The organism is Streptomyces sp. NPDC001914, assembly GCF_042891215.1.
Taxonomy (GTDB): domain Bacteria; phylum Actinomycetota; class Actinomycetes; order Streptomycetales; family Streptomycetaceae; genus Streptomyces.
The window spans coordinates 109,013-123,351 of sequence record NZ_JBIASW010000002.1 but is presented as its reverse complement, the minus strand read 5'-3'; the positions used below and the strand labels follow the sequence as shown (position 1 = coordinate 123,351).

General features: G+C 71.5%; 12 protein-coding genes. 5 read left to right on the top strand and 7 right to left on the bottom strand.

Annotated features, from left to right (window positions below; genetic code table 11):
- Window positions 1-13: 13 nt before the first annotated feature.
- Genes ACFYYF_RS05560 through ACFYYF_RS05550 form a run of 3 tightly spaced genes read right to left on the bottom strand, consistent with a single transcriptional unit; the run spans window position 14 to window position 4,051 of the window.
- Window positions 14-1,444, bottom strand: a complete 1,431-nt coding sequence (locus tag ACFYYF_RS05560) for an acyltransferase (protein WP_388771810.1) — start codon at window positions 1,442-1,444, stop codon at window positions 14-16.
- Window positions 1,441-3,762, bottom strand: coding sequence for a bifunctional polysaccharide deacetylase/glycosyltransferase family 2 protein (locus ACFYYF_RS05555; RefSeq protein WP_388771808.1), 2,322 nt, complete (start codon window positions 3,760-3,762; stop codon window positions 1,441-1,443). The genes ACFYYF_RS05560 and ACFYYF_RS05555 overlap by 4 nt, the downstream gene beginning before the upstream one ends.
- 19 nt (window positions 3,763-3,781) lie before the next feature.
- Window positions 3,782-4,051, bottom strand: a complete 270-nt coding sequence (locus ACFYYF_RS05550; RefSeq protein WP_388771806.1) for a hypothetical protein — start codon at window positions 4,049-4,051, stop codon at window positions 3,782-3,784.
- Window positions 4,052-4,514: 463 nt separating this feature from the next.
- On the opposite strand from ACFYYF_RS05550, the gene ACFYYF_RS05545 reads away from it, so the two are divergent.
- Entirely contained in the window at window positions 4,515-5,558 is a 1,044-nt protein-coding gene (locus tag ACFYYF_RS05545) for a chitinase (RefSeq protein ID WP_388771803.1), read from the top strand.
- Window positions 5,559-5,766: 208 nt separating this feature from the next.
- On the opposite strand, the gene ACFYYF_RS05540 is transcribed toward ACFYYF_RS05545, so the two are convergent.
- The 4 genes from ACFYYF_RS05540 to ACFYYF_RS05525 form a co-directional block, all read right to left on the bottom strand.
- Window positions 5,767-6,366, bottom strand: coding sequence for a hypothetical protein (locus tag ACFYYF_RS05540; RefSeq protein ID WP_388771800.1), 600 nt, complete (start codon window positions 6,364-6,366; stop codon window positions 5,767-5,769).
- Window positions 6,367-6,373: 7 nt separating this feature from the next.
- Window positions 6,374-7,573 (bottom strand): cyclic dehypoxanthinyl futalosine synthase, encoded by a 1,200-nt coding sequence (gene mqnC, locus ACFYYF_RS05535; RefSeq protein ID WP_361677010.1) that lies wholly within the window; start codon window positions 7,571-7,573, stop codon window positions 6,374-6,376.
- Window positions 7,574-7,684: 111 nt separating this feature from the next.
- Window positions 7,685-8,422, bottom strand: a complete 738-nt coding sequence (locus ACFYYF_RS05530; RefSeq protein WP_388771798.1) for a prepilin peptidase — start codon at window positions 8,420-8,422, stop codon at window positions 7,685-7,687.
- A 348-nt stretch (window positions 8,423-8,770) separates the two neighbouring features.
- Window positions 8,771-11,800: a BTAD domain-containing putative transcriptional regulator gene (locus ACFYYF_RS05525; protein WP_388771796.1), complete on the bottom strand. Its 3,030-nt coding sequence runs from the start codon at window positions 11,798-11,800 to the stop codon at window positions 8,771-8,773.
- Window positions 11,801-12,236: 436 nt separating this feature from the next.
- Here ACFYYF_RS05525 and ACFYYF_RS05520 point away from each other — a divergent pair, with 436 nt between their 5' ends.
- From ACFYYF_RS05520 to ACFYYF_RS05505, 4 genes are read left to right on the top strand one after another with little or no spacing between them, the layout of a single operon-like run.
- Complete coding sequence (locus ACFYYF_RS05520; protein WP_388771793.1) at window positions 12,237-13,088, top strand: helix-turn-helix domain-containing protein; 852 nt, start codon at window positions 12,237-12,239, stop codon at window positions 13,086-13,088.
- 9 nt (window positions 13,089-13,097) lie between these two features.
- On the top strand, window positions 13,098-13,301 hold the full coding sequence (locus ACFYYF_RS05515) for a DUF397 domain-containing protein (RefSeq protein WP_361677022.1): 204 nt from the start codon (window positions 13,098-13,100) through the stop codon (window positions 13,299-13,301).
- Between the two features lie 52 nt (window positions 13,302-13,353).
- Entirely contained in the window at window positions 13,354-13,545 is a 192-nt protein-coding gene (locus tag ACFYYF_RS05510; RefSeq protein WP_388771789.1) for a hypothetical protein, read from the top strand.
- A gap of 58 nt (window positions 13,546-13,603) precedes the next feature.
- Entirely contained in the window at window positions 13,604-14,302 is a 699-nt protein-coding gene (locus ACFYYF_RS05505; RefSeq protein WP_388771787.1) for a hypothetical protein, read from the top strand.
- Window positions 14,303-14,339 lie beyond the last annotated feature (37 nt).

Here is a 14,339-nt window from a genome sequence, read left to right as displayed (position 1 = left end):
ACCCTTCGGGCCGCTACGGCAGCAGCCGGGGCCGCTTCCGGGCGGCCACGTCCTCGACCCAGCCGACCAGCGGTATCGCGATCCAGATCAGCGCCCAGCCGACACCGAACATGAACCACTGGCTCTCCAGCGGCAGCCATTTCTCGAAGGCCGGCACCTTCCAGAACTGGTCGATCAGCGGGACGGCCAGGATCAGCGCTATCTCGTGCCAGAGGTAGATCGTCACCGCCCGGCCGTTGAAGACCGTCACCGCGCGGTCGAGCCGCCTGAAGCGCGCCAGCCAGGCGAAGTCGACGTCGTAGTAGGCCTTGAAGTACATCAGCGGTGTCACGAAGCCCGCCGACCAGAAGGCCTGGGCGAGAGGGATGTCGTCGAGGTCGTACGTGCCGTACTCCGCCTGGTGCGCGAGGGCGTACCAGCCGCCGTACGCGAGGGCCGCCGCCGAGGCGAGGACCACCGCGGCCGGCTTCAGCCGCTGGAGCACGCCCTCGCGGTGGGCGAAGCCGAGGAGCCAGCAGAAGAGATAGGTGGCGAGGTCCGTCAGCGCGCTGCCGAGGCGGCCGTCCGGGGGCTGCCACCCGTACCGGAGGACCACGATCGGGACGAGCGAGAGGAGCAGCACCGGTGCCGGGGCCTTGCGGAAGACGTTCAGCAGCAGGGGCGAGAGCAGCACGAACCAGAGGTACGTGCGCAGGTACCAGAGGATCTCCCAGGCCTGCTCGCCCCACTGGTTGCCGGGAGGGTCGCCGACCGGGACGACCCAGAAGACGATCTGCCATCCCGGCATCCAGCCGTGTATCAGCATCGCCACCACGACGAAGAGGCCCCAGAACCAGAACGGCGGCAGCAGGCGCCGCATCCGGCCGCGGACCACCTGGAGAGCCGGGCGCTCCAGCGACTTGGCCATCAGCGTGCCGGCGAGCGCGAACATCACGCCCATCGACGGGAAGACCAGTCCGGCCCAGGCCCAGCCGAAGGTGTGGTACGTGACGACACGGACCAGGGCGACGGCCCGGAGTGCGTCGAAGTAGCGGTCGCGGCCGCCCCCGGCTCCCCTCGTGCGGGACGGGGACGGGGCGGGGGCCGGTGCGACCGCAGCCGCCGCCACCGCCTCCGGCTCAATCGCCGTCGCCTCCGCCTCCGTCTCCGCCGTCGCCGTCGCCGTCGCCGTCCGGGCAGGCTCCTCCGGCTCGGGAACGTGCGGCCACGGCTCCTCGTACGGCTCCGGCCGCCCGTACGTCGTGGACTGCTCGTACGCCGTGGGCTGCTCGTACGACACCGTCTGGTCGTACGGGACCCCGTACCCGGCGTCGTAGCCGTACCCGGCGTCGTAGCCGTACCCGCCGTCGTACCCCTGGCCCTGGCCGTACCCGAGACCGTAGCCGCCCTCGGAACCCTGTCCGTACCCCTGCCCCTGCCCCTGCTGCTCCGCGCCCCAGGTCATCGGCTCGCCCCTGCCGGGGTTCCGACCTCGCCCGTGCGCTTGAGCTTCTGCCAGCGCAGGCGGCCGCCGGTCAGGGCCGTGACGCAGGAGTGGATCAGGACCAGGTACATCATCTGGCGGTAGGCGAGTTGCTGCAGCGGCAGCATCGCGAGGTAGCGGTACTTCTCACCGTCGAGCCGGAACGCGTAGGCCGCGCAGATCAGTTGGACCGCGAGCACGGCGAGCCAGGCGAGCAACGCGGCCCGGAAGTCCACGAAGATCATCGAGTAGGCGGTGAACACGTCGATGAGCGGCGCGAAGACCGGTGTGACGATCTGGAAGAGCACCACCAGCGGCATGCCCACCCGCCCGAAGCGGCCCGAAGGACCCTTGTCCGTCAGGGACTTGCGGTGCTTCCAGAGCGCCTGCATGGTGCCGTACGACCAGCGGTAGCGCTGCGACCAGAGCTGTTTGAGCGAACCCGGCGCCTCCGTCCAGGCCTTGGCGTGCTCCTGGTAGACGACCCGCCATCCCGCGCGGTGCATGGCGATGGTGATGTCGGTGTCCTCGGCCAGCGTGTCCTCGCTCATGCCGCCGACCTCCAGCACCGCGTCCCGGCGGAACGCGCCGATGGCGCCGGGGATGGTGGGCATGCAGCGCAGCAGGTCGTACATGCGGCGGTCGAGGTTGAAGCCCATCACGTACTCGATGTGCTGCCAGGCACCGATCACGGTGTCGCGGTTGCCGACCTTGGCGTTGCCCGCGACCGCCCCGATCTCCGGGTCGGCGAAGGGCTGCACGAGCTGGTGCACGGCGTCCGGCTCGAAGACGGTGTCGCCGTCCATCATCACGACGAGGTCGTGACGGGCGTGCCGGACGCCGTTGTTGAGCGCGGCGGGCTTGCCGGCGTTCTCCTGCCTGATGACCCGGACGTTCGGCATGCCGAGCGACGCGGCGATCTCCGACGTGTCGTCCTCGGAACCGTCGTCGACCACGATGATCTCGATCGGATGCGTGCTCTTCGCCAGTGACCTCAGGGTGTTGGCGATGCATTCCTTCTCGTTGTACGCGGGCACGATCACGCTCACCGGCCGGGTGACCGTCGGCCCCCAGCTGAACTTCCCGCCCCGGCCGCCTCTGCGGCCGCGGTTGCGGTTGCGCTGCCGGTGGTGCCGGCGGGCGAGGACCAGCATCATCGCGAACCGCCCCATGACGGCGACGCCGACGACCACGAGGAACCAGGACAGCGCCGGTACGACCCATTCGGCGACGGCCACGGCGTAGACGAGCGCCTTGCCCTCGTAGAGCGTCGCGCCGGTCGCCCTGCGCTGGCCCGACTGCGCTTCGGCGTTCGCGAGGGCCTCCCCCGCCGGACCGCCGCCCGCCGCGGTGTCCCCGGACCGGGACCCGCCCCGGCCCGCCGCCGCCCCGGACCCGTCCCGCGCGGCCGCCGCCCGGTTCAGTTCCGCCTGGGCGCCGCTGACCGTGGTGAAGGTGTAGCCCTTCGCTTTCATCTTCTTGATGTACGTGTCGAGCGCCTCGACCGTCTGCGAGCGGTCGCCGCCCGCGTCGTGCATGAGGACGATGGCGCCCTCGTTCTTCTTCGGCGTCGCCCACTGGACGATCTTCGAGACGCCCGGCTTCTTCCAGTCGTCGCTGTCGGTGTCGACGAAGACGCTCGTGTAGCCGAGGCCGCCGAGTTCCTTGTAGACGGGCCAGCTGTAGTTGTCGACGGCGCTGATCTCCGAGGAGTACGGGGCACGGAACAGCGTGGTCTGGACTCCGGCGGCGCCCGCGAGCGCCAACTGCGTCTGCTTCAGTTCGCGTTGGAGACGCGCGGTGCTCTGGTAGGAGAGATCGACGTGGGTGAAGGTGTGGATGCCGACCTCGTTGCCCTGGTTCACCAGCTTCTTCACCACGTCGGGGTAGCGGGAGACCATCGAGCCGACCACGAAGAACGTGGCGTCGACGTCGTTCTTCTCCAGGACCTTCAGGACCTGGGGCGTCCAGTCGGGGGTCGGCCCGTCGTCGAAGGTGAGCACGATGGTCTTCTTCGGCACGGACTGCGTCTTCGCGACGCCGTCGGCGAACGTCAGGATGGGGCCGCCGTCGAGGATCTTCTGGGGGACCTTGTCGTAGGCCGCGCCGTCGCGCACCCGGGCGTCGTTGCCGATCTCCGAGCGCAGATAGCCGTCGAGGAGCATGACGCTGATCAGGGCCAGGAGGAGTGTCAGGGCGAGGATGACACGGGGTTTCTGCAGCGCCGCGGCCTTCCCGGCGGCCCGCTCCAGCTTGGAGGGGGCCCGCCGACGGCCGCGCGTCGGTGTCGTCGTGGTCATGGGAGTGGGTGCGCCCTCGTCACTCGGCGCCGGAGGAGGCGGACGCCCCGGCGGTGGTCGTGGCGGCGGAGGAGGGGGCGGAGCCGGTGAGCGGGCCCGAAGGCGGGGCGCCGGTGGGCGCGCCGCTCGGGATCGTGCCGGTGAGCGGCCCGCCCCGGCCCCCGACGGGAGCGGAGCCGGCCCCGCCGCCGAAGGGCAGGAGCGAGGACGGCGTCAGCGAGGTGCCCCAGCCCATGAAGGCCATGCCGAGCACGACGGCGTACCCGAGGCAGCCGACGCCGACGAGCATCCCGATTCTGCTCAGCAGGCGGGCACGACGCCCGGAGCTGTCAACGAACACGGGGCCGGACGCGGCCCCCCTGCCGCGCCTACGGCTACGGCCACGCACCTGGACACGGTTTTCGACGGCGGACTCGGATTGCATTCCCCAGACGGTAGGACGCGTTTATGTGCCAAAAACTCCGAGTTCCGTATGAACGGCCCATGAGAGAGGCCCGAGCCTGTACTTTCCCTATGAGAATCGAGAAATGCCCGCGCAACCCGGGTCCGATGGATATGGGCGATATACACCTCAATGGAGTCCCGTTCACCCCTTATGTCGCCCGGTTCGCCCGTGATTCCGCCTCCCGATCTCCATTCGGTAATCCGTTCCGGATGTGACACATTTCCAGTCGGGGAACGGCTGTTTGTTTTCGGTTCGAGACAGACATCACACGAGATCGCGAAAGATCACGAGAGTGGGTGCGTGCGGAATGCGGAGTTTCCTGAGGCCGGCCGTGGGGGTCGTCGGTCTGGTGGTCCTGGCCTGTGCGGGGTGCTCCTCGGGCGGCGGTGACGCCTCGGACGAGTCGTCCGCGCGGGCCGGCGGGACGACGGCCTCGGCCGCGTCGCCGGACGCGGGTTCGGCGAAGTCGTCGGCCACCTCGTACGCCCCGTACGTGAGCGCGACGACCGCCGCGGACACCGACTCGGCGGGGTCGCCGACGACGTACAACCTGGCCTTCGTGATCTCGGACGGCAGCGGCTGCACACCGACGTGGGACGGGGCGTACGCCATCGGGGACAAGGCCGTGAAGTCCCGGATCTCGGCGCTCGGGAAGTCGGGCGGCGAGGTGCGGGTGTCGTTCGGGGGAGCCTCCGGCAAGGAGCTGGCGTCGACGTGCGACAGCGCGGACGAACTCGCCGCGGCCTACGGCGCGGCGCTGGACGCCGCCGGGTCCACGCAGGCCGACTTCGACGTCGAGGGAAGCCAGTTGAGCGACTCCGACGCGGTCGCGCTGCGCTCCGAGGCCATCGCGCTGCTCCAGAAGGAGCGCCCCGGGCTGACGGTGTCCTTCACCCTGCCCGTGATGCCGTCCGGGCTCGACGCCGACGGCCTGGCCCTGCTGGAGTCCGCCAACGACCACTCCGTGGACGTCTCCACGGTCAACATCATGACCATGAACTACGGCAGTTCGTACGACGGCGACATGGGCGACTACGCGATCACGTCCGCCGAAGCGGCCCACACCCAGCTGAAGAAGGTGTTCGGGCTGTCGGGCGCGGACGCCTGGAAGGGGCTCGCGCTCACCTCGATGATCGGCGTCAACGACGTGGACAACGAGACGTTCGGGCTCGCGGACGCGGCGCAGGTACGGGAGTTCGCCGAGAAGAAGGGGGTGGCCTGGGTGTCGATGTGGTCGACGTTCCGCGACAGGCAGTGCGAGAAGGGCAGCGCCACGGCGGACGACGCGGCGACCGACTGCAGCGGAGTGAAGCAGGGCGCGGGGGCGTTCGCCAAGGCACTCGCGGGCTGAGCCGCTGAGCCGGCCCCGGGAGGCCCGGACCGGATCACGCGGGCTGAGCCGCCGAGCTGGCCACGGGGGCCCGGACCGGAGCACGCGGGCTGAGCCGCCTGCGGGGTCGCGGCGGCACCACGAGCCGTCGCGGGCCGAGCGGATGTCACGTGCCAGGCCGCGCGGGACCGGGAGCACGCACCGGCCGGGCCGGCGTCCCGTGCCGTGATCAGCGGGCGCGGTACACCAGTCGACCGCCGATCACCGTCGCCACGCACGTACCGGCGCCGCGCCGGACCAGTTCGGCGCGGTCCGCGACGTCGAACACGGCGAAGCGGGCGGGTCCGCCCGGTTCCAGCCCCGGCAGCAGGACCAGCGGGACCGGGGACAGCGCCGCCGGACCCGGAAGCCGGTCCGGTCGCCGTCCCACCGCGAGACCGGCCCTGCGCACCGCGTCGACGACGGCGCGCGACCGCAGCTCCCCGGCCACCGCCACCGTGCCGTGCGCCAGCATCCGCTGGACTCCGCGTCGCGCACTCGCGCCGAGGCGTGCGGGGTCGGCGCGGAAGATCCGCTTGGCCCGCTCCCCGCCGATGGGCTCGGTGCCGAAGCCCTCGGCCTCGCGCGGGTCCGGGTGGTAGGTGGCTTCCAGAAGCTCCGGGCCGTACGGGTTCAGCAGTCCCGGCGTCAGGATGCCGGGCCAGCGCCGCACCTTCGCCTGCGGCCGGACGGCGGCCAGGTCCTCGTACGGGCCGATGGCGGCGACGACCGCCCCGTCGACCAGGACCGACGTCCCGGACGACTGCTCGGCTACGTGAAGTGTCAGCACGGCGCGGCTAGTTGGAGGCCAGCAGCTTCAGCTCGGGGTGCGCGGTGCCGCCCTCGATCGCGGTCGAGGAGATGTGGGACATGACGCGCTCGTCGACCGGGTCGTTCGCCGGGTCGTCGTGGACGACGATGTGCTCGTACGTCGTGGTCCGCTGGGCGGGGACCCGGTCCGCCTTGCGGATCAGGTCGATGATCTCCATGCGGTTGGAGCGGTGCTTGGCGCCGGCGGAGGAGACGACGTTCTCCTCCAGCATGATCGAGCCGAGGTCGTCCGCGCCGTAATGCAGGGAGAGCTGGCCGACCTCTTTGCCGGTGGTCAGCCAGGAGCCCTGGATGTGGGCGACGTTGTCGAGGAAGAGGCGGGCGATCGCGATCATCCGCAGGTACTCGAAGAGCGTCGCCTGCGTACGGCCCTTCAGGTGGTTGTTCTCGGGCTGGTAGGTGTACGGGATGAAGGCCCGGAAGCCACCCGTCCGGTCCTGTACGTCGCGGATCATCCGCAGGTGCTCGATGCGCTCGGCGTTGGTCTCGCCGGTGCCCATCAGCATGGTGGACGTCGACTCGACGCCCAGGCCGTGCGCGATCTCCATGATCTCCAGCCACCGCTCGCCGCTCTCCTTGAGCGGGGCGATCGCCTTGCGCGGGCGGGCGGGGAGCAGTTCGGCGCCGGCACCCGCGAACGAGTCGAGACCGGCCGCGTGGATCCGCTGGATGGCCTCCTCGACGCTCACCTTGGAGATCCGGGCCATGTGCTCGACCTCGGAGGCGCCGAGGGAGTGGATGACCAGCTCGGGGTACGCGCCCTTGATCGCGGCGAAGTGCTTCTCGTAGTACTCGACGCCGTAGTCCGGGTGGTGCCCGCCCTGGAACATGATCTGCGTCCCGCCGAGCTCGACGGTCTCCGCGCAGCGGCGCAGGATGTCGTCGAGGTCGCGCGTCCAGCCCTTGGCGGTGTCCTTGGGGGCCGCGTAGAACGCGCAGAACTTGCACGCCGTGACGCACACGTTCGTGTAGTTGATGTTGCGCTCGATGATGTACGTCGCGATGTGCTCGGTACCCGCGTACCTGCGGCGGCGCACCGCGTCGGCGGCGGCGCCGAGCGCGTGCAGCGGGGCGTCGCGGTAGAGGACGAGCGCCTCTTCCGGAGTGATCCGCCCACCCGCGGCGGCACGGTCCAGCACGGACTGAAGGTCGGCCTTCTCGGTCACCGGGAGCGTCCCTTTCGTAAGGGTTGTGGACAGACTCAACCACCCTACGCCAGCCCGCCGCACCGGCCGACGCCAGGCCCACCGGCGGACCTGCGCCGGCCCGGGCCGGTGTCAGGCCGCGTAGGCCCCGATCAGCAGTCCCGCGTAAGCGCCCGCGATCAGGAACGGGCCGAACGGGATCGACGTCTTGCGCCCCGCGCGCCGGGCCACCACCAGCGCCGTCCCGTACAGCGCGCCGAACAGGAACCCGGCGAAGGTGCCGAGGACGACCACGCTCCACCCGTACCAGCCGAGCGCCGCGCCGAGACCGAGGGCGAGTTTCACGTCGCCGAAGCCCATGCCGTTCGGGTTGATGAGGAAGAGCACGAAGTACCCGCCGCCGAGCGCGAGCGCCCCGTACAGCGCCGTCGTCCACTCCCCCGCGTGCTCGGGCAGCGCGGCGGCCGCCCCGAGCAGGACGAGCGCCGCCGCGGCGAGCGGCAGGGTCAGCGCGTCCGGGAGCCGCTGCACCCGGAAGTCCACCACGGCGAGCAGGACCCCGAGCGGCGCGAGGAGCAGCCACACGCCGAGCTCCGGACGCGTGCCGGTCGCGAGGGCGAGTCCGGCGCAGAGCAGGGCGGTGACCGGCGAGACGAGGAGAACGGTGGGTCCGTAGCGGGTGCCGCCCGGGGAGCGGGCGAGCCCCAGCCAGCCGCGCGCGGCCCCGGTGATCGGCTGCCCGTCGGGACAGCGGTCCCGCCAGGGCTCGTCGGGGTCGACGGCGAGGCGGTAGGCGGGCCTGGGCACCAGGAGCCCGGCCGCCGCGCCCCAGAGCGCTGCGGCGACGACGAGCCAGAGGTCGAGATCCACGCGTTCCCCCAAGAGTCCGGTGTGCCGGCCGGGCCGGACGGCGAGGCCGGTGACGAGCGCCCCGGCCGTCGGCCGCACCCGCCGGCGTCCGCTCCCGGCCGGCCGGTGGGTGCGGGTGCGGCCGAGACCGGCCGTGATGCCGGGAGGGCCGGTCGGGACGGCCCGTCGGTACCGCTCCGCCGAAACCGGCCTGACGGTATCGGCTCGACGGTTCCCATCGGCAGCCCCTGGCCGGTCGGCGTACGGCGGCGGGCGGAGCCCAGCGACGGCCGGGCCGGGCGGTGGGCCGGGCCCCGGCCGGAAGCCGTCGGTGTGCGGGTCGGGGCCGAGCCCGCCGAGACCGGGCTCTCAGCTCACCGCTGCCGTGCCGGTGCGCCAGGTCGGGAGGAGTTCGTCGAGCAGGGCCTCCGTCCGGGGCGGCAGCCCCCGCGCCCCGCTGCGGGACACCAGGTCCGCGGCGAGTCGCCTCACCTTGTCCTCGTCCCCCGTCGCGTGCGTCGCGCGCAGCAGTTCGTTCCACAGCCGTTCGTCCGCCGGGGCCGAGTTCATCGACGCGTTCAGCGCCTCGATCGCCTTCTCCGCCCGGTCCTTCTCCAGATGGAACGCGGAGAGCGCGAGGCCGATGTCCGCCACCAGCAGCGGCAGTTGGGCGTCGATGATCTCGTGGGTGAGCCAGCCGTAGCGCCCCTCGGCACGGTCGGCGAGCAGCGGCCCGCGGACCAGGACGAGCGCGTCGGTGAGCAGTCGCCCGCGCACCACACGGCTGGCGACACCCTTGCCCTGCGTCGCCTCGTGGTAGAGGGAGCGCAGCACGTCCAGGTCGGAGACGACGGACTTGGCGAGCGTGAGCCGCCCGGTCGCGTCGGAGCCGAGACGGGGGGTGCCGTCGGGGTCGTCGCCGAGCCAGTCGCGCAGCCGCTCGACGAGCGCGTCCCGCACGTCCTCGGTGACTCCGCGCGGCCACAGCGCCGAGGACAGCACGCGCGGGTGCACCCCTTCGCGGTGCAGCAGGAGCAGCGCCAGCGCCTCGTGGAGCAGCGGACTGCGTTGGCCTTCGGGCGTCTCCAGGCCGATGATCTCGTACGGGCCCACGAGCCGCGCGTACACGGCGGGCCGCCCCTGCTCGCTGATGTCGACGAGGAACGGCGGGGAGTCGGTCGGCCCGTCGGGGCCGCCCTCCGGGTCCGCCTCGACGAAGAGTTCCACGACCGCCCGTTGCTGGGCGACCGGCAGCAGCTGCGCGTCGAGTTCGAGGCCGAGGAGCGGCGCGAGCAGCTTGCCCTCGCGGGTGATCTCCATCTCCCAGGCCGCGCCCGGCAGTTCGCCGCTCTCGGTGCCGACGAGGTAGCCGATGCCCAACCGTCCGGCTTCGGCGGCGAGTTCGGCGAGCCTGAGGGCGTCGACGGAGGAGGGTTCGGCGGCGAGGAGGACGAGGTGCGGGGCCCAACGGGTGTGCTGGGCGGGCCCGGTACGGCCGGTGAGCACCGAGTCGTGTCCGGCGGCGCCGAGTGCGCCGCGCCGCTGCCGTGTCTCGGCCTCCATGGTCTCGACGAGCGCCTCGATGTCGTCGAGGTGGCGCAGCCGGTTGGGCGCGAGCGGTGTCAGGTCCTCGCCGAAGCCGACGAGGGTGATCGTCATGCGGTCCGACCAGCCGTTGGTGGCCAGTTCGGCGGCGACGGAGGCGAACACGCCCGCGCGGTCGGTCGCGCTGCCGCTCAGGGAGACGATGCCGGGCACGGCCTCCAGGTTGAGCAGCAGCCGCGAGTCGTCCATGGTGCCGAGGCTCACGAGGCCCGGGTAGGGGGCGGCGGTGTCGGTCTCCTCGTACCGCTCGGCGTCGGCGCGTGCCAGCATCCAGAACGTCTGGTCCTGGCCGAGCTGCCACGGCGTGGGCGGCTTTCCGGCCGGCTGGGCGAGCTGGAGGTGGAGATCGCCGTTGCCGCCGAGCCAGGCCGCGTAGACGGTCGGCAGCGGGCGGGACTCGGCGGCGAGGGCGGCCGCGAGGCCCCGCAGCGACAGGTCGAGGAGGCGTACGCCCTCGGGGTCGGCGCCCACGAGCAGGGCGTCCTGGGCGTCCGCGGCGGATCCGGTCGGAACCGGCGGCTCCATGCCCCGGCGCCCGCCGACCGCGCCGAGCGCCGACTGCCACAGGGCCTGGCGGCGGCGCCGGCCGAGGGCGCCGAGGAGGCCAGCCGCGAGGAGGGGAGCGCCGACGAGGGCTTCGGGCAGCCCGAAGGAGGACCCGCTCTCCTCGGACGCCGCGGGCGCGTTCTGTCCATCACGTGTGTCCGGGGCGGCTTCGCCGGAGGAGCCGCGGTCGCTCTCCTGGCCCTGGTCGCCGCCGGCCCGCTGCTGGGGAACGCGGAAGTGGGCGGTGTCCCGGTCGCCCTGCTCGCCCTGCCGGGCGGTGCCGCCGCCCTGCCGGGCACCGGCCTGCTGGTGGTCGCCGGTCTTCGCGTAGTCGTGGATCTGCTGCTGGACCTGCTCCGGGATCCCGGGCTCGGCCTCGGGCATCTCGACGAGCTCGCCGCCATGGGCGTCGCCGGGCATCTCCATGATCCAGCCGGGCCGGATGAGGCTGGCCTCGGACAGCCTGGAGCCGTCGGGCTGCGTACGGTCCTTGTTGAGCTCGTAGATCTCCTTGTACCGGCGCCCGTCGCCGAGGTGGCGCTGCGCGACCTCCCAGAGGGAGTCGTGGTGGCGGCCCTCGGGGGGCTGGATCCGGTAGTACTTCGTGTCGCCGTGCCGGGCGGAGGCGCCGGCGTCCGCCTGGGAGGCGGCCTGGGCCGCGGCCTCGGCGGCCTGCTCCGCGACGGCGGCTGCTCCGGCGGCGGCCTGCTCCCGCTGCTGCCCGAACAGTGAGCCCGGGGTCTGCTGGGCGGCCGCGACGGAGCCGTGCGAGGTGCCCTCCAGGCTCTGGCCGAGCTGGGAGAGGCCCGGGGTGAAGCTCGCGGCGGCGGCACCGACGAGCAGGAGGGCCGCGACGAGCTGCCGGGCCAGCAACTGGCTGGCCCCGGCGCCCGGTACGCGGTTGGGCAGTCCGACGCCCGACAGCGCGGCCTTCATCTCGACGAGGACGCACGCGGTGAACTGCGCCCAGGCGAACCACACGATGACCGTCAGCACGTGGATGAACGTGCCGACGGTGATCTCCTGCTGGAGCCAGTCCAGTGAGGGCGCTCCGTGCGGCAGCGGCCAGCCCACGGCGACCACCAGCGCGCCGGGCACGCCGACGAGCAGGACCAGCAGGGCGACGAACGCCCCGAACGCCTTCACGAAGTCCCCGACCGTCCGACGACGCCGGGGCAGGGGCTGCGGCGTCCGATTCCTCGGACCCGGCGAGCCGCCCGTCGAGCTGGAGTTGGTGCGTCGCGCCATGGCGGATGTCCTGGTGTCGTGTGGGAAGGGCGTGAGTTCGGGGGTGAGCCGAGCCTACTGAGAGTCTAAGGAGGGTGTCGAAGGCCGGGCAGAGGACAAAGGGACCGGCTCGTCCGTTTCGTCACCGTCCGTCCGGGGAGGCCGAGTTGCCGCACGACAGCGGTACGGTCCAGGGAGGCCGAGTCGTCGCACGGCCGCGGGACCGTCCAGGACGGCGGAGTTGTCGCACGGCCGCGGGACCGTCCGGCTCCTCGCGCTTCCGCTCCCCTTCACGACACACGCGGGACGGTCCTCACGAACCCCCCACAATCGCCCGGGATCCCGGGAGCGACTTTCGCGCCAACGACCGCGCACCTAGTCGTTTAGGCCCCCGGAGCGGTCGCATAATCTGCCCCGAGCGAGTCATGTTCACCGGCACTCCGAAAAGGGGAACCCGATGGCACTGAGGCGTGACGCGACGGCACGTCAGCTGCGACTGGCGGCGGAACTGCGCCGGCTCCGCGGAGCGGCCGGGCTCGCATCGCGCGAGGCGGCCGCCCTGCTCGGCGTGAGCCCCGCGCAGATCAGCCAGATCGAAGCCGGTCTCGCTGGCGTGAGCGAGAAGCGGCTGCGCCGGCTCGCGGCACAGTACGTCTGCACGGACGAGGCGTTCGTGGAGGCCCTGGTCGCCATGGCCACCGACCGGACGCGCGGGTGGTGGGAGCCGTACCGGGGCCTGCTGCCCACGCCGTTCCTGGACCTCGCCGAACTGGAGCACTACGCGACCTTTCTGCGGGACGTCCAGTTCCTCCATGTCCCCGGCCTTCTCCAGACGGAGCGGTACGCGCGTGCGGTGTTCTCCTACCGCGTGCCCGAACTGCCCCCCGAGGAGGTCGAGTTGCGCGTACGGCACCGGATGCAGCGCCAGGCTCTCCTCGACGGCCCGGCTCCCAAGCCGTACGACGGCGTCGTCCACGAGGCGGCCCTGCGCATCATGGTCGGCGACCGTGCCGCCTCGCGGTCCCAGCTCGCCCACGTGCTGGAGCTCTCCGAGGCCGATCACATCACCGTGCGCGTCATCCCCTTCGAGCTGGAGGGGTTCGGTGGAGCCGCGAGCGCCATGACCTACGCGGGCGGCTCCGTGCCCAGGCTGGACACCGTCGTGCGCGACGCCCCCCAGGGCGCCGCGTTCATCGACTCCGAAGCCCAGCTCAACGCCTATCGCACGCTGTTCCACAAGGTCGCGGAAGTGTCGCTGGACGCCGACCGGTCCCGCGACTTCATCCACAGGTTGACGAAGGAGCTGTGAGAGGTACCCATGAGCACCCCTGACAACTGGCAGAAGTCGTCCTACTCGGGACCCGGCGACGGCGACTCCTGCGTCGAGCTCGCCTCCAGCCCCGCCCTGCTCCACCTCCGCGAGTCCGACGACCCGGACACCGTCCTCACCACCACCCCGCACCCCGTCGGCCACCTGCTCCAGGCCATACGCACCGGATCGATCGACGCCCCCGGCTCGTAACAACCCCTCGACGAAGCCCGGTTCGGCATGTGCAGCGATGCAGGAAATCACCATGAACACGCACTTTCCTTACGTGGGAGAAGGCCAGTGCCGGAGGGGCATTCCCTACGGCCGATGGCGGGACTGGCACCCGAACGGCCGGCTTGCTCTGGAGAAGGAGTACGGCGCGCGCGGGATGGTGAGATCGATCAAGAAGTGGTCGGAGAGCGGCGAGCTCATCGACGACCGGACCTTCGACGTGTGATGCCGAGCGCAGTCTCCCGCCATCGCCACCCACCCGGCTGATCACCGCCAGGAAGACCATGGACGACATCTATCGCTGCCGCATCTGCGGTGAAGCAGCCCTTCCGATCGAAGGATTCTGCGGGGAGATCATCGGATACCGCCTGCTACGGGACCAGTGGTCCGACTCTCCCTCCTTTCTCGACGGGAATCTCCACTTCTCGTGCCTGGAGCAGTCGAGGGAACGGGAGGCGTTCCACGCGGAATTCGTCCACCTCGCTCAAGCCGGGCACGAGGAGATCCCCGGTCTGGAGGAGTCGCACCCTCCGCTCACCAGGTCGGGCCTGAGCATGTTTCCCGTCTTCTCGGGCGACGAGTGCGACATCTTCCAGAGCCGGAAGGCCGATCGCTGGATGCTCGTGAGGAAGACCGGTCCGTGGTTCGGCTTCGGGCTCCCCCAGCTCCAGGTCATCAGCTCGGGCGGCATTCCGGTCTCGGATTCCGAGGTGACCCGATACCGGCTTCCCGTCGACCTCGGGGACGAGGTCGGAACGTACGGACTTTCCGAACTCCTGGAAGCCATCGGGGTGGCCCACCGGTACGCGGACACGGCCGAACTGGCCCGTGTGGAATACCGTTTCGTGGACTACTACGCGCCGAAGAATCTCATCGACTACGTAGCCTTGGCACCCCTTCCCTTTCCCGAGGAAGCCCGCACGTTCCTCGCCGCCCACGCGAAGACGTACACCCCCGTCACCTTCGACGACGAGGACGCGTGATCGAGCCTCACGCGTCGGGGCGCCAAGAACGATAGGG